The sequence below is a fragment of the Streptomyces sp. WMMB303 genome, assembly GCF_029351045.1.
Lineage (GTDB): Bacteria > Actinomycetota > Actinomycetes > Streptomycetales > Streptomycetaceae > Streptomyces.
In genome coordinates, this window is the sequence record NZ_JARKIN010000001.1 from 6778592 (window position 1) to 6795744 (window position 17153).

Annotated in this window: 19 protein-coding genes, 3 tRNA genes and 1 pseudogene; 6 read left to right on the top strand and 17 right to left on the bottom strand. The window is 70.4% G+C overall.

Going from position 1 to position 17153, the window contains the following annotated elements; translation table 11 throughout:
* The first annotated feature begins 15 nt into the window (after window positions 1–15).
* The 3 genes and pseudogenes from P2424_RS29335 to P2424_RS31065 all read left to right on the top strand — a co-directional run.
* Window positions 16–1590, top strand: a complete 1575-nt coding sequence (locus P2424_RS29335; protein ID WP_276478673.1) for a metallophosphoesterase — start codon at window positions 16–18, stop codon at window positions 1588–1590.
* Window positions 1591–1779: 189 nt separating this feature from the next.
* A tRNA-Glu gene (locus P2424_RS29340) sits at window positions 1780–1852 on the top strand.
* A gap of 94 nt (window positions 1853–1946) precedes the next feature.
* Window positions 1947–2165 (top strand): annotated as a pseudogene (locus P2424_RS31065) (transposase); the annotation flags it as partial.
* A 137-nt stretch (window positions 2166–2302) separates the two neighbouring features.
* On the opposite strand, the gene P2424_RS29350 reads toward P2424_RS31065, so the two are convergent.
* Entirely contained in the window at window positions 2303–2710 is a 408-nt protein-coding gene (locus P2424_RS29350) for a hypothetical protein (RefSeq protein WP_276478675.1), read from the bottom strand.
* Between the two features lie 185 nt (window positions 2711–2895).
* Window positions 2896–3558 carry a Uma2 family endonuclease gene (locus tag P2424_RS29355; protein WP_276478676.1) on the bottom strand — a complete coding sequence of 221 codons (663 nt, stop codon included), beginning with the start codon at window positions 3556–3558 and terminating at the stop codon, window positions 2896–2898.
* Between the two features lie 596 nt (window positions 3559–4154).
* On the opposite strand from P2424_RS29355, the gene P2424_RS29360 reads away from it, so the two are divergent.
* From P2424_RS29360 to P2424_RS29370, 3 genes are all read left to right on the top strand, one after another.
* Window positions 4155–4769: a DUF2867 domain-containing protein gene (locus P2424_RS29360; RefSeq protein ID WP_276478677.1), complete on the top strand. Its 615-nt coding sequence runs from the start codon at window positions 4155–4157 to the stop codon at window positions 4767–4769.
* Between the two features lie 134 nt (window positions 4770–4903).
* Window positions 4904–4978: transfer RNA gene (locus P2424_RS29365), tRNA-Asp, on the top strand.
* Between the two features lie 4 nt (window positions 4979–4982).
* Window positions 4983–5059 (top strand) — tRNA-Phe (locus P2424_RS29370).
* Window positions 5060–5147: 88 nt separating this feature from the next.
* Here the strand turns inward: P2424_RS29370 and P2424_RS29375 are convergent.
* The 15 genes from P2424_RS29375 to P2424_RS29445 form a co-directional block, all read right to left on the bottom strand.
* Entirely contained in the window at window positions 5148–6353 is a 1206-nt protein-coding gene (locus tag P2424_RS29375; protein ID WP_276478678.1) for a site-specific integrase, read from the bottom strand.
* Window positions 6353–6550 carry a helix-turn-helix domain-containing protein gene (locus tag P2424_RS29380; protein ID WP_027760645.1) on the bottom strand — a complete coding sequence of 66 codons (198 nt, stop codon included), beginning with the start codon at window positions 6548–6550 and terminating at the stop codon, window positions 6353–6355. The genes P2424_RS29375 and P2424_RS29380 overlap by 1 nt, the downstream gene beginning before the upstream one ends.
* Window positions 6551–6771: 221 nt before the next feature.
* A complete protein-coding gene (locus P2424_RS29385) occupies window positions 6772–7923 on the bottom strand; it encodes a DUF3631 domain-containing protein (RefSeq protein ID WP_276478679.1) in 1152 nt (383 codons plus the stop codon).
* Window positions 7924–8272: 349 nt separating this feature from the next.
* Window positions 8273–9160, bottom strand: coding sequence for a bifunctional DNA primase/polymerase (locus tag P2424_RS29390; protein ID WP_276478681.1), 888 nt, complete (start codon window positions 9158–9160; stop codon window positions 8273–8275).
* The gene (locus P2424_RS29395) at window positions 9157–9960 is read right to left on the bottom strand and encodes a hypothetical protein (RefSeq protein ID WP_276478683.1); all 804 of its coding nucleotides are present in this window, start codon (window positions 9958–9960) and stop codon (window positions 9157–9159) included. The genes P2424_RS29390 and P2424_RS29395 overlap by 4 nt, the downstream gene beginning before the upstream one ends.
* A complete protein-coding gene (locus tag P2424_RS29400) occupies window positions 9957–10697 on the bottom strand; it encodes a DNA methylase (protein ID WP_276478684.1) in 741 nt (246 codons plus the stop codon). Before P2424_RS29400 ends, P2424_RS29395 begins: the two co-directional genes overlap by 4 nt.
* Before the next feature lie 251 nt (window positions 10698–10948).
* Window positions 10949–13159, bottom strand: a complete 2211-nt coding sequence (locus P2424_RS29405; RefSeq protein ID WP_276478685.1) for a DUF3631 domain-containing protein — start codon at window positions 13157–13159, stop codon at window positions 10949–10951.
* A gap of 92 nt (window positions 13160–13251) precedes the next feature.
* Complete coding sequence (locus P2424_RS29410) at window positions 13252–13665, bottom strand: NUDIX hydrolase (RefSeq protein WP_276478686.1); 414 nt, start codon at window positions 13663–13665, stop codon at window positions 13252–13254.
* 26 nt (window positions 13666–13691) lie between these two features.
* Window positions 13692–14003: a hypothetical protein gene (locus P2424_RS29415; protein ID WP_276478688.1), complete on the bottom strand. Its 312-nt coding sequence runs from the start codon at window positions 14001–14003 to the stop codon at window positions 13692–13694.
* 42 nt (window positions 14004–14045) lie between these two features.
* Window positions 14046–14414 carry a hypothetical protein gene (locus P2424_RS29420; RefSeq protein WP_276478689.1) on the bottom strand — a complete coding sequence of 123 codons (369 nt, stop codon included), beginning with the start codon at window positions 14412–14414 and terminating at the stop codon, window positions 14046–14048.
* A gap of 82 nt (window positions 14415–14496) precedes the next feature.
* The gene (locus tag P2424_RS29425; RefSeq protein WP_276478691.1) at window positions 14497–14802 is read right to left on the bottom strand and encodes a hypothetical protein; all 306 of its coding nucleotides are present in this window, start codon (window positions 14800–14802) and stop codon (window positions 14497–14499) included.
* A 22-nt stretch (window positions 14803–14824) separates the two neighbouring features.
* Window positions 14825–15166 (bottom strand): RRQRL motif-containing zinc-binding protein, encoded by a 342-nt coding sequence (locus tag P2424_RS29430; protein ID WP_276478692.1) that lies wholly within the window; start codon window positions 15164–15166, stop codon window positions 14825–14827.
* Window positions 15167–15185: 19 nt separating this feature from the next.
* Complete coding sequence (locus P2424_RS29435; RefSeq protein ID WP_276478693.1) at window positions 15186–16151, bottom strand: DUF2637 domain-containing protein; 966 nt, start codon at window positions 16149–16151, stop codon at window positions 15186–15188.
* Entirely contained in the window at window positions 16148–16594 is a 447-nt protein-coding gene (locus P2424_RS29440) for a Pycsar system effector family protein (RefSeq protein ID WP_276478694.1), read from the bottom strand. Before P2424_RS29440 ends, P2424_RS29435 begins: the two co-directional genes overlap by 4 nt.
* The gene (locus P2424_RS29445; protein WP_276478695.1) at window positions 16591–16857 is read right to left on the bottom strand and encodes a DUF6284 family protein; all 267 of its coding nucleotides are present in this window, start codon (window positions 16855–16857) and stop codon (window positions 16591–16593) included. The genes P2424_RS29440 and P2424_RS29445 overlap by 4 nt, the downstream gene beginning before the upstream one ends.
* Between the last annotated feature and the right edge of the window lie 296 nt (window positions 16858–17153).

A 17153-nucleotide genomic window follows, 5' to 3' on the forward strand; every position in this document is an offset into this window, starting at 1 on the left:
GGCATACGCGCCCACATGGCCAGCGTTGCCGACAGACCGTCGCGGATCGCGAGGGACCGGTTCAGACAGGTCGCCGACCGGCTCGCCCACCGGTTCGCCACCACCACCCGGCGCCCCTACCGGCGTGCCGCGGGACTGGTACTCGTGACGCTGCTGGGGGCCTGGCTGGGGCTGCTCGCCGTGGGCAGCGTGCGGGAACCGGTGGGCCCCGTCGACACGACGATGACGCTGCGCCCCTCCGTCAGCGGCGGCACCAAGATCAACGTCGCGCCGCTGGGAGCGCTGACGCTGGACAGCCACACGGCACCGCTGCGGCTGGACGTCGATGTCGACGAGCTCGACCAGGAGCGCGCCTCCGCCCTGGTGGACCACCCCGAGCGGATCGAGGGCCTGCGGGACGAGATCTCGGACGACGTCCGCTCGGGCGCACTCGACCTCGGCGTACGCTCGGCTGTCGCGGTGCTGACCGGCTCCTGCGCACTGGCCCTCGCCGTCTACCGCAGGCCCCGCCGGGCCCTCGCGGCAGGCGGACTCTCCCTCGCGCTGCTGGTGGCCTGCGGCGCGACCGCGGCGCTCACCTGGAACCCGAAATCGGTGCTCGAGCCGAAGTTCTCCGGGCTGCTGGCGAGCGCACCGTCGGTGGTGGGCAACGCCCGCAGCATCGCCACCGAGTTCGACGTCTACCAGCAGGAGCTGGCACGTCTGGTCACCAACGTCACCAAGCTCTACGACGCGGCCTCCACCCTCCCCGCCTACCAGCCGGACCCGTCGACCACCCGGGTTCTGCACGTCTCGGACATCCACCTCAACCCCGCCGCCTGGCACATCGTCCGCTCGCTGGTCGAGCAGTACAAGATCGACGTGATCATCGACACCGGCGACACCATGGACCACGGCACGGCCCCCGAGAACGGCTTTCTGGAGCCCATACCGGACCTCGGCGCCCCGTACATGTGGGTCCGCGGCAACCACGACTCGAAGACCACCCAGCAGGCCATGGAAGAACTGGCGGGCACGTCCCCGTCGAAGGTGCACGTACTGGACGGGGGCGAACCGGTCGACGTCGCCGGGCTGCGAATAGCCGGCTGGGGTGACCCGCAGTTCACCCCGGACCGCTCGGTCGCCGCCGAGGGCGACCCGGCGGAGCGGGCGGAGGGCCGCAGGCTCGCCGCCGCGCTGCGCTCCCAGCGGGCCGCCGGCTCCCCCGTGGACATAGCCGTGGGCCACAACCCGGTGCTGGCCGAGCAGACCGACGGCCTCGTCCCGCTCGCCCTCGCCGGGCACACCCACAACCGCAGCACGCGGGTACTGCCGCGCGACACCCGGCTGATGATCGAGGGCTCCACGGGAGGCAGCGGACTGCGCGCTGTCGAGGGCGAGACGCCGGACAAGGTGCAGGCGTCGGTGCTCTACCTGGACCGGGACAGCAAGCGGCTCCAGGCGTGGGACGAGATCGACCTGGGCGGCCTGGGACTGTCCAAGGCGGAGGTGTCCCGCCACCTGCCGGAGGAGATCGAACCAGGCTCCTCGCCGTCCCCGTCGCCCTCCGCGCCGAGCCCCACCGGCACCAGCCCGGCAACCGGCCGCTGACCGGCCGCTGGGCGAGCGGGACGGGCAGGGCGGGGCGGGCGGCCGGCTCGCCGACCGTGCGGTGCGGCACGGCGAACCGCCCGGCACAGCGCCGTCCGGGCCCGGCATATGTTTTGGCGAACGGTCCGTGCATCCCATATGCTGCCCGAGCTTGCTGGAGCGCTGTTCAGGCGCACAGTCGGCGGTTTCGCCCTCATCGTCTAGTGGCCCAGGACGCCGCCCTTTCAAGGCGGTAGCACGGGTTCGAATCCCGTTGGGGGCACCCATGAAGACCCTCCTGAACTGCGGAAACGCGGCCAGGAGGGTTTTTTCGCTTCTCATGTGCTGACGTGTCAGCGCCAGGGTGCTGACACGAACACGCGATCGTGTATCAGGGACGAACCGGCTGCCAGTGGGCCTACCTACCGCATGACCTGCCGCAGAAGAGCGCGACCTCCTACTACTTCGCCGCATGGCGGGACGACGGGACCGACCATGTCATCCACGAACTCCTGCGGTGCCAGGTCCGCGAACGCGCCCGGCGATCAGAGGACCCGGCCCTGGTGGTTCTGGACACGCAGAGTGCCCATGTGGCCGTCTGCCAAGCCTCGGGCCCCGAGATGGTGCCGAAGAACGTCGAAGGCACCCGCGCAAAGCTGAAACGCCTGGTCAAGCTCGACATCCTCACCGAGGTCGACACCGGCATCTTCGCGCGAAGGCCATAGCCGGACACCTAGGGCCAGCAATCACTGGCCACAATCTGGTGTGCGTACTTGTTCTCCGGGTCGATGTCTTGGATCACCTTCAGGGCTTCATGCCGCCGCTCCGTCTCGCACATCAGCCGGACAAGGACGTACAGGGCGTCACGGTCACCGTCTTCGGCGCGCTCGCGCAGCGCGGACTCCATACCTCGCTCCCGAAGCGACCTGTTGAGTCTCCGAAGTGCGTGGCGATCCCTGAGGGCGAGCTCCGTAAGTTCTGGAATCCGTTCCGCTCGGACCAGCAGATCCATGTGCCACAGATGATTGTCGTGCCTGTCCGGATCGTGGGAGAAGCACTCGGCATGGGTGCTCACCAGCGCGATCGCTGCGTCCCAATCCTGAAGTCGCTCCGCAGCTCGAGCTCGCTCCGACCAGTCCACAGGCCGATGATCGCCCGTTGCCCAGCGAACAGCAACGGACAGCACCTTGAAGCACGCCTTGCGGAGCGCCCTTCAGGGCAAGCTGGCGTGCGTCCGGGGTCGCTCAAGCCTCTGCACCCTTGAAGTAGTCGCCCCCCGGCGAACGGTTCCAGGGCAGCCCCACGACACCACCTGGCTCGGCACTACTAGAACGCCAGGTCTTCCCAGGGGACACTCAGGGCGAAGGGCTCGGGGAACTCGATGCCGAGGCCGTCCGGCTCCCACTCGCCGACGGCTACGTACACCGAGGGGCGCAGCGGCTTGACGGCGAGCCCGGACCGGTCGATGGCGACCAGCTCGTACGCCCGAACGGAGGTGACCTCCCAGGTCGCGCTCGAGTCGAGCTCGATCTCCCAGTACCAGGGGATGGCCGCCTCCGCGTAGCGGTCCATCTTCCACTGCCGGCGCCGGGGGGTGTCCGAGCCGGAGAGCACCTCGCCCACAAGGACGGTGTCCGTGGCGAAGGTGTCGGCTCCACGGGGCAGACAGCGGCGGACCATGAAGTCAGGGGTGAGGAAGCTGGACTTGTCGGGCGTGAAGAAGACATTGGTCTCCACCTCGACCTGCCAGCAGCGCTCGTCCCTGCCGCTGCTCTCTCCCCTCATGGCGCGGCGGGCCGCGTCCTCGAGCGCGTTACGCATGCGCACGGCGAAACGCTGATGCTCCAGCGGGCCGCGCCTGTTCCAGGCGACCCTGCCCTGCCAGAGCTCGATCCCCTCGGCGACGTCGTCCGGAAGCTGCTGAAGTTCTTCCCAGCTCAGCATCTCGGGGGGGTGGAATTCAGGCCCCTCGGCTGCGCCCGCTGACATGCCGCCTCCACTGTTCGCGCTGCTGCCCCGAAGTCAACGTAGCGGACCCGGTACGCGCCGGAAAGCTACTCCGTGCAGCTCGGGCGGCCTGCCGGGGTTCCCCGCACCCCATGTGCTTGACGTGACTGGAGTTACACGAGCAACGATCGCGGGGTCGTGCTGACACGTCAGCACGGGTACCGGATCGAGCGAGACACAGCCGGATCGGGGCGGAGCGAAACGGCCCCACTCATCCGGCTTCGCCGCATTCCCGCAGGTCAGCGAGGTGACGATTTCGGGTTCGAATCCCGTTGGGGGCACCTCTCCCCGCCCCTCTGACCTGCGGAAACGCGGCCGGAGGGGCTTCTTCTCGTGCCGACGGGCCGATACGGGGCATGCGCGGCCCAGGTTCCAGCCGGCCCTTCCCAATCAACCCTGCCGCCTGCGCGAACGCAGGTAACAGGGGTTTCTCGCGCGCCAGGCGCTCCCGGCGGTCCGCACCTGGCCGGACGCTCGGAATGGGTCAGCCGATTCCCTATACGGTGTCGTACAACGTGGTCTAACCTGGGCTTTATACGGGGCCGTACAGGACGGGCCCGTACGGAGAGGGGCCGACCATGAGACTTCCCCGCACCGCGCACACCTCCCGCCCCTGGCGGATCCACCAGTTCGCACCCGACTTCCGCGTCGAGGACGTATGGCGGATGCCGACCCCGGGCGGCCCCGACGACCTCGCCCACCTCGTCGACCAGATGGCGAACGGCACCGATGCGCACCGCTCCAGCGCACCCTCGCGCCTGCTCTTCGCCATCCGCTGGCGACTCGGCAAGCTGTTCGGCTGGGACAGGCCCGACGCCGGCCTGGGCACCCGGGTGCCGACCCTGCGGGACCGGCTCCCCGCCGACCTGCGGCAGGAGCCTCCTGGCCCCGACCTCAAGGGCGTACCCGTGCCGTTCACGTCCGTCTACCACACCCGCGACGAGTGGGCCGCCGAGATGGCCAACCGCACCGTGCACGCCGTGATGCACATCGGCTGGGTCGAGGACGCGAAGGCCCCCGGCGGCTACCGCGGCCAGATGGCGGTCCTCGTGAAACCGAACGGGTTCGCCGGCTCGCTGTACATGGCGGCGATCAAGCCGTTCCGGTATCTGGGCGTGTACCAGCAGTTGCTGCTGGCCATCGGCCGCGAATGGCGGGCGGGCACCCCCGGACGGAGCACGGCCCACCGCTGACGGTTCGGGGCAGCCCCCGGGGTCTGTTACTCTTTTCCGGCGACGTCACCCCAGCTGGGGAGCGTTCCAAGCCCCGGAAACACGGTTGGGACCACACGTCGCACTGTGCGAGACTGTAGCTCGCACAAACGCTTGGTCCTGTGGAGCAGTTTGGAGTGCTCGCCACCCTGTCAAGGTGGAGGCCGCGGGTTCAAATCCCGTCAGGACCGCTGCGGCTGGGTAGCTCAGTTGGTACGAGCGTCCGCCTGAAAAGCGGAAGGTCGCCGGTTCGACCCCGGCCCCAGCCACCACCGCCCTGAACAGGGCATACGGCCCCACCGAAGATCTTCGGCGGGGCCGTTTTCGTGCCGGATACGCCCACCCGTACGCCAACGGCTCTCAGGAGAGGGTGTCCCCCAGCTTCCGGAGCGCCTTTCGCTGCTCGTCCAGCGACGCATGGGCGTAGACCTTCATGGTCACCCCGATGTCGCTGTGACCGACGATCTGCCGGACGATGTGCGGCGGCACCCCGAGGTCCAGCAGGAGCGAGACGGCCGAGTGCCGGAGATCGTGAAACCGGATCTCCAGCCCGAGCCGCTTGCGGAGCGGGTGCCAGCTCCTCCTGAGATTGTCCGGCTCCAGCGGAGTGCCGATGCGGGACGTGAAGACGAGACCACGCTCCTTCCACTCCATCCCGGCGGTGGCCCGCTCCTGCGCCTGCCGCTCGCGGTGCTCGGCGAGCGCCTTCACCACGACCGGCGGGAGCGGAATCGTGCGGAAAGAGGTCTTCGTCTTCGGCGCCACCAACGTCAGCTCACCGTTGACGCGCTGGAGTGCCCGCTCCACGATCAGCGTCTCGCGGTCGAGGTCGACGGCATCCCAGCGGAGCCCCAGCAGCTCACCCCTGCGCATCCCCAAGACCAGGGCGAGCACGTACAGCGCGTGCAAGCGGTCGTCGGCGGACTCTCGGAGCAAAAGCCGTGCCTCGGCGACGCTGAGGCCCTTCCCCGTGTCGTACGAGGGTGTGGTGACCTGTACCAGCTGGGCGACGTTCCGCACGATCAGCTCCTCCCGAACGGCGTTCTGAAGGGCGTTCCGCAGTACAGCGTGGATGGACTGCACCATGCGGCGGGACAGAAGCGACTGGCAGCACTCCCCCGCCGCGGCGCAGCACTCCGGCTCGGGACGCTCCTCATCCCACCCGTGCTTACAGCACTGGCACTCGGACGTGACGCGGGCGAGCCAGGTGCGGACCTCGGCGGCGCGGAGCGTACGGATCTTCTTCCGCCCGAGGCCGGGCACGAGGTGCACCCGGACCACGCTCTCGTACCCCTGGTACGTCTTCGGGCGCCGGTTGACCTTGACGACGCGGGCGAGCCAGTACGTCAGGTACTCATCCAGCCTCATGTTGGTGTCCGGCATTGGGATGCCCTGGTTCTCCTGATCCTGGAGTCGAGTGATCTTCTCTCGCACTTCGTCCCGAGTCTTTCCGTAAACCGAGACGCGCTTGCGAATGCCGGATGTCGTCGTCACGTAAACGCGGCCCTCGTATGAGCCGTTCTTGCGCTGGCTGATGCTGCCGTCGCCGTTGGCACGCTTGGCCATCAGGCGGCCTCCTTGAGCTTGTTGGACATGTAGGTGCGGAGCGATTCGGCGGGGATGCGTCGGGCGCGGCCCTCGGTGTAGCTGGGCAGGGCGCCGGAGCGGATGAGGTCGTAGACCTTGCTACGGCTGAGCCGCAGGGCACGCATGACCTCGGGGACCTTGAGTGCTTCGGGGGTGGTGACCGGTGTGCTGTTCATCAGGTGGTGCCTCCTGGGCAGCCGTGGCCCCAGTCGGGCCTCCCTCTCAGGTCCGCTACTTCCGCTACCTCCGCTACCTCGCAAGTCAGAGCCTTGATCAGGTAGCGGATTGGGGTAGCGGTAGCGGATTGGGGCCGCCGCCAGCCCACCGCGCAGTGGTGGGCAGGTAGCGGCAATGTGGTGTGCGGTAGCGGATGAATCGGGGCTTGCCGCTACCTTTTTCAGCTCTCTGAGCTGGGCGGTAGCGGCGGTAGCGGAAGTAGCGGATTCTCAGGGGGTGGGGGGCAGTACCGCTCCCAGGCGTCGTGCAGATCGCACGCGTAGAAGCCCTTGAGGACCCCGCCGCCGGTCTTGATGTTGCGGGCGACGATGGGGGTGTTGTCCGCCGTCATGTACTCCCGCAGCATCTTCGAGAGCCCGCGGGCGTTGAGCGGCTTGCCGCCCATGTCGGCCCATGGCGCGTCGTCCAGGGCCAGCAGCCGGTCGAGGATGGCGACGGTGGGCAGGCGGTCGATGCCGTTGAACACGTGGTCGCGCAGGTCGCACAGGAGCCGGATGCCGGTGCTGCCCTTGTCGTTGGCCTTGGCCGCGTTGACCAGTTCCACGCACGCCTCCCGGGCGCGCTTGGGCCAGTCGCCCCCTGCCGCGTCGGCCACCGCGATGAGCGGTTCCCACACGTCCGCGGGCCGGTCGGTGACCTCTTCGGGCATCGTGGGCCAGGTCTGCGCCACCTGCTCGCGTACGGTGTCGGCCCACTGCGCGAGCCGGTCCCGCAACTGGTGGCCTTCTGTCTCGTGGATGCGGGCGCGGAAGGGTTCGGCCTTCTCGTTCCTGGCTCGCCGGCGCATGCGGATGATGACGCTGCGGGTCAGGATCGTGTCCGGCAGCGAGCCGAGACCGGCCACGGCCACGGCGCAGTACGAGGGGAAGGCCACGACCTTCTGTGTGTCCCCCTCTGCAACGCAGCGGTAGGTGACCCCGGTACGGCGGTGTCCGGCGTTCAGGAAGCCGCGCAACTCCTCGTTGTCTCCGGCTTTGGGGCCGAAGACGGTATCGATCTCGTCGAAGAGGATCGTGGGCCGCCCCTCCAGGCCGGAGACGGCGCGGAAGAGTGCGGCGGCGCTGGCGTTGACCGCGACCATGGGGTGCGGCACCAGCGTTTCCACGATCTCCAACGCCCTGCTCTTGCCGCTCCCGGGTTCCGGGGAGAGGAACGCGAGGCGGGGTGTGGAGTCGAAGCACTCCAGCAGGTGCGCGTGCGCGTCCCACAGCGCCACGGCGACGTAGGCCGACTCGTGGGGGAAGACGTTGAAGCGCCGGTGGAAGCGCTCGACCTCTTCGAGCAGCGTGGCGCCGTCGGTGTCCTCGGTCATGCGGCGGCCCTCCCTTCCTGGGGAGCACGGAGCGGGCAGGTGGTGCGGTGTGCGGCGTGCGCCTCGGCCAGCGCCGCGACTTTCCGGTGGCCGACGGCGCTGCGGTTCCTTCCGCACGCACACCACGACGTGCCGGTGGGGATGGCTCCGCGGCCGGGCGCGGTGATGGTCAGCCAGGCCACCGGGTGCCGCATGCTGCTCGGGTGCGGGTCAGGGCGAAGTGCTGAAAGGGCGCCCTGACGGGCGACGTTCTTCGGCGCCCCACGGCCGTCCCGAGTCGGGGTCGGTTCGGCGGTGCTGGGCTGGTCGGTGGTGGGGATGCTTTTCAGGCGGGGGGAGTCGGGGGTACTCATGCGCTCTCCCGGGGCCGGGCGTTGCGGATGGACCAGTTCAGGGCGCTGCGCAGGGTGGAGCGGCACTCGGCGGCGGTGAGTCCGGCCGACTCTCCCCCCGCCTGAAAAGCCGTCTCGACCTCATGTCGGGGGATGTCGCCCCACGCCACGAAGCGCCCCATGGCGCGCGCGGCGGTGAACAGCGTGTGTTCCCGGACGCCCTCGCACGCGGCTGTGATGCGGGCCGTCTCCCTCTCCAGCGCCACCCGCGCCACCCGCGTGGCATCCCGCGGCGGCGCGAGCACCACCGGGGCCGGCGGGCGCTGCTCACGCAGCATCTCCGCGAGCCAGAGGGGCAGTGGTGCGACGGGCGCGGGGTCGGTGAGTTGGTAGGTGCCGCCCGGGGTGGTGCTGCCGGGGGCAACGACGTAGCCACCCCATGCGCGGGTGTCGATGCGCTTGGCCAGACGGCCGGCGCTGGACTTCAGCCGCTCGCCGGGCGGGGCGGTGAAGTACAGATGCTCCCCGCCGCTGGGTGTCCGCACGCGGCGGGTGTGGGGCACCGGCTGCCCGGCGCGCTCGCAGAGCGCCTCAAAGGCGGTTGCGCCGTCAGGCGCTCCTTTCTCGTCCTTCGGCTTGAGCGTGTCAAGGTCGACCACCAGCAGCCCGGCGGGACCGGTCGCGATCCCGACGTTGTACGACCGCTGTCCCCACGCGGTGCGGATGAGCTCGGGGTCGGTGGTGGCGCGCTGCTCGGGCGTCACGTGCCCGTCGGTGCAGCGGCCGGTGCCGGGGCAGCGGTCCTCCCGGTGTCCGGCCGGGCGCTTGCCTCCGGGCCGGAGGGGGATGACGGGCCAGCCTCGTTCCGCCGTCTCCAGAGCAGCGCTCAGAAGTTCCGGGTTCACGCGGCGGTCCTCCCTTCGAGGGTGGTCTGGTGCCAGGTGGGGAGCTTGGCGAGCATCCGTGTGCGCCAGGCCAGCGCGTAGGGCAGGCAGTTGGCGCAGTTCTTGTGCGTGTGGCCGGGGATGGGCTCGCGGCGGCGTGCGTGGGAGCTCCAGGCCATCGAGTCAGCGGAAGCCAGCAGGTCGCCGACGCGTTCCAGACCGAGGGTCTTGAAGCCGAAGCCGTGCAGTCGGTAGCCACGTGCGGCCATCGCGGTCACGATCTCCGCGCCCTGCCGAGTGGACTGCAAGCGGCACACCGACCCCAGGCCCACGACCGGTTCACGACGCAGGTTCACGCCAGAGCTCTCATACAGGTCCGCGCACGCGTGGTACTCCGCAACGCTTCCCCCCTGAAGGGTGGGGATGATCCGCAGTTCGGGAGCCAGGGACCGCAGATCCAGGAAGTTGCGCACTGTGCGGGCCTGGTGCTCCGCGACGCTCAGGTGCGTGCCGACAAAGGTGAGCGGTCCGACCTGTCCGCCGTGGATGATGAGGTCTTCACACATCCAATCCTGACCAGCGGCCCACTCATAAGGGCCCACGTGCTCCCAGATACGACGCAGATCCTCCACGTACTGGTGGGGAGTGCGTGTCCAGCGCCCGTAGCGCTGAAGCTCACTGAACCCCCCGGAATCCACGGCATAGGGGCCGCTGGCACGCAAAGGCTTGATGCAGTTGCGCAGGTGCTCCGACTTCAAGAACAACGGCACTGTGGTCTCGCGCAGCCAGTGCTTCTTGTGCGTGGTCAGATAGAACCTCACGCCGCCGCCCCCACGCTTGCCGGGAGCTCCCAGGAGGAGCTGAGGAAGGCGGACCCGAGCCACTGTGTGTAGGCGGGCGGGATGGCCTCGGTCAGCTCCTCGCGCACCTCCGTCCAGTCGATGCCCATCGCGGCCTGCATCTCGGCAACGGTGGCTTTCCCGCCGCCGGAGCCGTAGGCGGCCACATACGGCCCGTCGTGGAACTCGCCGTGGCGCCAGCCGCGCACCCTGCCCCGGTGCGGCCGGTGCGCCGGCTGCACAGCGGTCCAGCCGCCCAGTTCGAAGTTGCGGTGCCGCAGCACCCCCAGCCCGAACATCTCCCCGCACAGTGACAGATCCCGCCGCACGGGGGCGCGGCCGCCCGGCTGCTCGATCACGTACGGCACTCCGGAGGCGTCCAGCAGCTCGCGGAGGGCGGGGATGAGCTGGGTGTGGGTGCGTCCCCAGCCGCGAGAGGCGTTGGTGCCGACCGTGAGCGCGCACCCGTGCTGGCACGGCGGGGAGGCGTGCACGATGGCGTAGCGGCGAATCTCGCCCGAGGCGATCAGCGCGGCGAGGTGTTCGAGGGCCTCGGCACGGCGGAAAGCGAACGGGTAGTTCGGGCGTGGGGCGATGTCGATGCCGTGGACCTCGAACCCGGCGCGGTCGTAGCCGGTGGCGGCGCCGCCGGCGCAGCAGAACAGATCCAGCAGGTGCGGCCTGATGCGCGCTCGCCGGATGTCGGTGGGTTGGGTCATGCTGGGGACCTCCATTGGTCTGTTGAGGACTGGAGAGCAGGGACGGCCTCGGTCATTGGCGTGAGTGGGGCCGCCCCTGTCGTGTGTGGAAAGAGGGTTGGAGAGGGGTGCAGGCTGGGGCCGCCGTACCCCCTCTACGTGGCACTACTTCGCAGGTCAGGGCCCCTCTACCGGGGGTTCTACCGGGGTAGTGCTCCCCCGCTACGCGAGGGGTGCGGGTAGACCCCCGTCGAAGGGGTTCGGGTAGGGGGTCAGGTAGCGGGGGTGGCCTCTACCGGGGTCGCCGGCGGGGTCTCGCGGGCGGCGAGAAGCAGTTCCTCGGGTACGGCGGCTTCGAGGTCGGAGCGGCGGTATCCGGCGCGGTTGACGCCGGAGATCTTGACCTGCTTGCTGGTGCGTTCCACGCCGGCCGCTTCGAGTTCGGCGGCGAGCTTGTCCGCGTCCCAGTCGCCGTACCGGTCCTCATCTGTGTTCACGAGCCGGTTGAGCAGGTCGGCAGTGTGCATGCGGTCGGAGTGCCGCATCACGTCCAGGCAGTCCGAGAGCACCGGAGCGATGACGACCCCGGCCTGGTCGGCGGCGGCCGTCACGTCTCCGGCCGCGTCACCGCTGATCTGCCCGAGCGGTTCGCGCAGCGCCCGGCCCTTGAGGCACAGCGCGTTGAACTCGGCCGTGGTCAGCATGTCGTTCTTGACCGTGGCGTACGAGGCAGGCCCGGTGACCAGCACCGTCACGCCCTTGTGCTCCTCCGACAGCAGCGAGGCATCAGCGCCCATGGCGGCCTTGCCTGAGCCGAGAACCATGTCCGAGCTGGTCTTGTCGGTGACCTGGGTGCAGCACCGGATGGTGATGATCTCCCGCAGCTTCGTCGGCACGGACTTCGCGTCCGGCCGCTGGGAGGCGTAGTTGGAGATGAACCCGGCGGCCGGGCCGCGCCGCGCGATACGCCCGAGGTCGTCAACGACCTCTTCCCGTTCCCGGTCGTCCATGGCAAGGAAGGCTTCTTGCAGCTCATCGACGGTCAGGAAGATGAACGGCATCCGGTACTTCTCGATGATCTGCGGAGTGAGCTTGCCCTCGGGACAGATGGAGGTGGGCAGGCCACGGAAGAGCGCGAAGCGGCGTTCCATCTCCACCAGCAGCTCTTTGAGCACCGCCTTGAACGCCTCGATGGCGTCTTCCTCGGCACCGAGCACGAGCCGGTGGGCGACGTGCCGCATGCCCATCCAGTCCTGCCCGCCCTTGAAGTCGGCGACGTAGTGCCGCACCCACGGATCGAGCAGCCCGGCCGCCGTCATCAGACGCTGCGTGAACGTCTTGCCCCGGCGGGGGAGTCCGCCGAAGAACATCGACTGCCAGATGACGGGGACGTCGATGCGGTTACCGCGGGCGTCCTGCCCGAAGGGCACCGCGTCCCAGATCGAGAAGCGCTCCTTGTTCGCGAGCGGGGAGGGAACGGGGTCGGCCAGGTAGGGGTCGTCGTCCGCAACCCACATCGAGACGCGGCCGGCGTTGCCGCCCTTGGCGGCGCGCACGCGGGACATGATGACCTGGATCTCGTCCACCCCGAGTTCCTGGGCGAGGACTTCCCGCTTGGCCAGCACATCGGAGGCGGTCTTGCCCCCGCCGCGCGGGAGGTCGAAGACCACCGCCCAGCCACGACCGTCACGCACCGGGCCCATGACACAGGTGACCTTGGGCCCCTCTTCGTCGCCCTTGCCGCTCTTGAGGAGACCGGCGGCGCGCAGGGCGTCATTGAGCTGCTGGGCGGACATGTCCACCTTCAGCGGCGGGGCACCCTGATCGAGCAGCCGCGTCTCCTCCCCGCGCCCGAGGTAGACCAGCGGGACGGTGACGGCCGTGGTGATACCGGTCTGCAACAGCGGATCGGCCAGATAGACACCCATAGCGGCGGCGGCCACCCCCACAGCGGCGATACCGAAGCGCCAGCGCCGCGTTTCAGTGCGTGCGGCGTGCGCGGCCTGGTGCCGGGCGGCCAGCTCCACATCCTCCGGACGTGCCCGGGTCTGCGCCCGCAGCGCCTTCACGGTCGCCGTGTGGTCCTGAGCCGACAGTGTCGGCCAGATGCCCTTGCACGCCCGGAAGAACCCGCGAGCGGCCAACAGAACGGCCTTCATCAGGTACTTGGGGACGCGGATGCCGTGGTAGCGGGTGTGCCACCACGACAGTCGGCCGAACGCGGCCACGTTCGCCTGAATGGAACGCCACGAACGCGCCCACACCGGAAGCACCGGCGCATCAGGAACGGTCAGCCAGTCGGCCAACGGATTGTCCGCACGGTCCACCGCCTCGACCGCACCGGCCGTCCCTGTGTCCGGCACCGTGGCCGGGGTGGATTTGACGAGGCTCACCTTCGGTGGGGTGGCTTCTTTCGCGGCGCGGTGTTCATCGAGGCTGTGGACGGTGCCCACCTCGGGCGCCGCCGGCATCAGCTCGGTCATGATGGATCTTCTCCTGTCTCGTCATGTGGCGGACCGGGGGCCCGCGACGGCCGGCGACGCTGGCAGGCTTGGACGGCCGTCGCGGGGCGTAGCTAGCCGCGTGTGGCGGTGATGATGTCGGCGTGGTCGAAGGCCAGCGGGGGCAGCGCGTTCAGCGGCCACCAGCGGGCGTCGCGGGCGTCGTCGCCTGCCTGGGCAGGCATGCCGGAGACGACGGTGAGGTGGTAGGCCACGGTGACGTACCGCCCGCGCGGGTCACGGCCCAGAGCGTCGAACACGCCGATGTGCTCCAGCTCGTCCGGCGCCGCGTGCACACCGGTCTCCTCGGCCAGTTCCCGGGCGGCAGCCTCACGGCTGGTCTCGCCCGGGTCGACGTGCCCGCCGGGCAGCGCCCACGCGCCCTCGTAGGGGGGCCAGTCCCGCTCGATGAGCAGAACGCGGCCGTCGGTCGTGGTGACCACCACGTCGGCGGTGTAGCGGATCGTCTCGGGGATGCTCTCGGTCATCGGGTTTCCTCTCTCAGCAGTCGGGGCTACCGGCAGGCGCGCTCGGCGCGGCGCAGCCGGTCCTCGGCGTCCTTGCGGGCCTGCTTGGCCCGCTGCCGCTCGCCGCGGTCGGCGGCCCGCTCGGCGGCTTTGGCGGCGGCCAGCTCGTCCTTGGCCTGGTCGACCTGCCGGGCCAGGGCCCGCTGTTCGCGCTCGTACCGGTCGGCGGCGACGCGGTCGAGGCGGTCCAGCTCGCGCTCGATACGGCTGATGTCGCCGTAGGCGCCCTTCGCGCCCTTGGCCAGCAGCCGGGTGCGCCGGGCCTTCTCGCTGGTGGTGTAGGTACGTCCTGCGCTCATGAAGCGGGTTCCTCTCCTTCGATCAGCCATTGGTGCGGTGGGTCACCGGCGGCGGGTGCCGCCGTGGCGGACCGACACCCGGTCGGCAGCCGCGTTCGCGGCGTCGTTGAGGCGGTGGAACTCGGCGGTCTCCCAGTCGATGCCGGCCGCCATCTCGGCGGCCTGGTTGGCGTGCAGTGCCGCGTCCGCGGCCCGCAGCTCGGCGATGGCCTGCTGCTCGCGGGGGCTGACGGGCACCAGGCGGGCAGCGAGGGTCAGCAGGGTGTGGCGCACCAGCCAGGCGATGACGAGGCCGACGGCCACCAGGGTTCCGGTGGGGACGTGGTGGTCGTGGAGGGTGGCGGCGTACCAGCCGCCGACCGCCAGGGCGAGCAGCAGGGCGGCGGACTGTTCGATCAGGTAGCGGTTCACGGCGGTTCCTCTCCGGTGCCGGACGGTCCGGCCCCACCACGCCCGCCAGCCCGGGGAGGGCTGGTTGGCGCGGAAGGACCAGTCAGCCCTTGCGGTGGGTGAAGTCGGTCCAGACGGAGCGCAGGACCACCAGGCAGACGGTCAGGGCGACGGCGCCGATGGCGAAGGCGACCATGGAGACGGCCAGCGAGACGGCCAGGAAGCTGCCGCCGATGCCGATGGCCACCCACTTGCCGGCCGCCCCCTGCCCGGCGGGTGCCTGGTGGTGCCGGCACGGCGACGGCTGGGACTCCTTCGCGGCCTGGACGGCGGCCAGCATCAGGGCGAGCTGGTCACTCTGCCGGGCCGCCTCGACCGCCTCGGCGGACGCTTTCTCGATGTCGCTCATCCGGATGTCCTCTCCGGGGCGGTCAGGCGGCGGCCTGCACGTCCTCGGGGTAGGCGCACGGGACGCAGGTCCCGAGCGCGGTGGGGATGACGTAGCCCGCGTCCCGCCCGCAGGCGGGGCAGGTGCGGCGGGCGGTGTTCGCCTTGGCCAGCGCCGCCCACCGGGCCGGAGTCATCGGCCGGACGGGCACCGCGAGGTCGAGGCGGTAGAGGTGGGCCACCAGCGGGCCGCGCCGGCGGCGGGGCCGCTCGATGACCGCCGCCACCTCCTGACCACCGGGGCGCAGGCCCCGGGCTCGGAGCTGTCGGCGCGTGGCGTAGCCGTCGGGTGCCAGCCGCCAGCGGTAGGCGGGAAGCGCGGCCATCAGAGCGCCGCCCGATTCTTCATGCCGCCACCTCCAGCGCGGCCCTGTCGGCCGGGGTGGCGGTGGCCAGTCGGGCGAACGCGGCCTCGACCTCCGGGGCCTCCATTTGGTGGCGCTGCTCGGCCGCGCGCCCCTCGGTCCGCTCGGTCTTGAGCGTGTCGCGCAGCTCCCGCGCCTTGCTTGCCGAGGTGTGGACGGCCTTGCGGACTGCCTCGGCGGTCAGGTCGGAGTCGGACCACGTCCGGGTGGCCGACCGCGCCTCACTCAGCAGTTGGTCGGGGGTGCGGGTCGGGCGCTTGGGCCGGGCCGACTCCGGCACCCGGCCGGTCGCCCGGCGCGGGCCCGGAGTCGACTCCGCCGCCACCGCCCGCACCGGCGGCACGGACGCAGTCGGTGCGGGCGGTGCCGTCTCGGTCGGCTCGTCCACCTCGACCGGGGTTCCGGGAATCGGCAGCGGGGCGGGGTCCGGTGCGACGGGCGCCGGGGCGGGCTCCCGCAGGTCAGATGTCGACCGTTCCACCCCACTCTGAGTGGTTTTCTCCGCATCGGGTGTGGTGTGGGGTCGGTGGTGGAGGACCTTGGCCACCAGGTCGGACCCGAAGTAGATCGAGCCGACCGGCAGACTCGTTGCCAGCAGGACCAGCGCCCAGTTCGCGGGATCCCAGTCGGCCAGTCGACCCCAGTCGACCGACCCGCCGTGCAGGTCGGGCACCAGCCCGTGCACGTAGTTCAGGACCAGTGAAGCGGCGGTGTAGGCGCCCAGCACCCGTAGCGCGAACCTGCGGTCGTCACCGTCCAGGACGAGGGTGGCGACCAGTGCGAGGGCCATCAGGCCGTCGACCACGAACGGGTAGAGCGTGGCGGCGGCCTGGTCGGCGCCGATCGCGCCGGCGATGTCGCGCAGCGCGTTCCACGACACCCGAAAAGCCATGCCCACGACCGCGACCAGCGCGGCCACCAGCAGCGTGCGGCCCTTGCCCTTCATGCCGCACCCCCTGCCGTGATGACAGCGGCCACGGCCAGCGGGGCGCCGGTCGCCAGCGTGAGGTTCACCGCGCGCTGCAAAGCGCGCATCTTGACCACCACGATCCGCGACAGCGCCACCACATGGTCGGCGGTGCGGTCCGCAGCCAGCTCAGCGGTCAGCTCGCCGGCCGTGAGCTTGGCCCAGTGCGGGAACCCGACCTTCGCCGCGGTCGGGCTGATACGGGGACGGACCACGAGCAGCAGCAGGGTCACCGAAGCGAGCAGCAGGCCCAGCGCACCGGCACCGACGATCCGGGCCGCCACCGGCACCCACGCCTGCGCACCCACCGACCACACGCCGGCCAGCGCCACGCCGTTGAAGGCCAGCAGCAGACTCGCCTTGCTGTCGGTGCGGGCGATCTCCGCCTTCACCTCGCTCTTCGCGTCCGCCACGGCGCTCATGCCGCACCTCCCGCGAAGCTCTCCGCGGTCCGGTTGGCCAGCTCCCGGCGCGCCTCCAGCGCCCGGCGCCGGGCGCGGCGGACGCGGCGAGTGTCCAGCTCGGTCGGGGTGCGGTCCAACGTGATGATGACCGCCTCCAACCAGTCGACATCCGTCCTGATGGCCGGCATCTCCAGCTCGATGGCGTCCAGCTCGGCCTCGGTCGGCTCGCGCCACGGGGCGAAGGCCGTAACAGCCCCCTGAACAGTCACGATGTGATCCATGGGTCGTGTCCTCTCGAATCGGGACGGCCCAACTCAGCGGCCCCGGGGATGCACCCCCGGGGCCGTGCGCCGTTGAGAAGCAGGAATCTCCGGCTCCCCTCAGCCCCGCCCGTACGACCCCGCGCAGTACGCGGACCCGGACGGGCAGAGGAGGCAACCGGCCGCAGCGCACGCAGCGCCGCGGAGAGGTCGAATTGTGCGGATGTCTCCTTCGGGAACACGGGCTCCCGTTTCAGGCGTATGGAGACGTGGCCTTTCGGCCTAAGCCCTCCGAACTGCCAAGGGGTCCGGGTCCC

Bases quoted from the DNA above. Each gene is read 5' to 3' on its own strand.
- P2424_RS29335 (WP_276478673.1), top strand. From the start codon at position 16: ATGGCCAGCGTTGCCGACAGACCGTCGCGGATCGCGAGGGACCGGTTC.
- P2424_RS29355 (WP_276478676.1), bottom strand. From the start codon at position 3,558: ATGTCAGCGGGCGCAGCCGAGGGGCCTGAATTCCACCCCCCCGAGATG.
- P2424_RS29360 (WP_276478677.1), top strand. From the start codon at position 4,155: ATGAGACTTCCCCGCACCGCGCACACCTCCCGCCCCTGGCGGATCCAC.
- P2424_RS29375 (WP_276478678.1), bottom strand. From the start codon at position 6,353: ATGGCCAAGCGTGCCAACGGCGACGGCAGCATCAGCCAGCGCAAGAAC.
- P2424_RS29380 (WP_027760645.1), bottom strand. From the start codon at position 6,550: ATGAACAGCACACCGGTCACCACCCCCGAAGCACTCAAGGTCCCCGAG.
- P2424_RS29385 (WP_276478679.1), bottom strand. From the start codon at position 7,923: ATGACCGAGGACACCGACGGCGCCACGCTGCTCGAAGAGGTCGAGCGC.
- P2424_RS29400 (WP_276478684.1), bottom strand. From the start codon at position 10,697: ATGACCCAACCCACCGACATCCGGCGAGCGCGCATCAGGCCGCACCTG.
- P2424_RS29405 (WP_276478685.1), bottom strand. From the start codon at position 13,159: ATGACCGAGCTGATGCCGGCGGCGCCCGAGGTGGGCACCGTCCACAGC.
- P2424_RS29410 (WP_276478686.1), bottom strand. From the start codon at position 13,665: ATGACCGAGAGCATCCCCGAGACGATCCGCTACACCGCCGACGTGGTG.
- P2424_RS29415 (WP_276478688.1), bottom strand. From the start codon at position 14,003: ATGAGCGCAGGACGTACCTACACCACCAGCGAGAAGGCCCGGCGCACC.
- P2424_RS29425 (WP_276478691.1), bottom strand. From the start codon at position 14,802: ATGAGCGACATCGAGAAAGCGTCCGCCGAGGCGGTCGAGGCGGCCCGG.
- P2424_RS29430 (WP_276478692.1), bottom strand. From the start codon at position 15,166: ATGGCCGCGCTTCCCGCCTACCGCTGGCGGCTGGCACCCGACGGCTAC.
- P2424_RS29435 (WP_276478693.1), bottom strand. From the start codon at position 16,151: ATGAAGGGCAAGGGCCGCACGCTGCTGGTGGCCGCGCTGGTCGCGGTC.
- P2424_RS29440 (WP_276478694.1), bottom strand. From the start codon at position 16,594: ATGAGCGCCGTGGCGGACGCGAAGAGCGAGGTGAAGGCGGAGATCGCC.
- P2424_RS29445 (WP_276478695.1), bottom strand. From the start codon at position 16,857: ATGGATCACATCGTGACTGTTCAGGGGGCTGTTACGGCCTTCGCCCCG.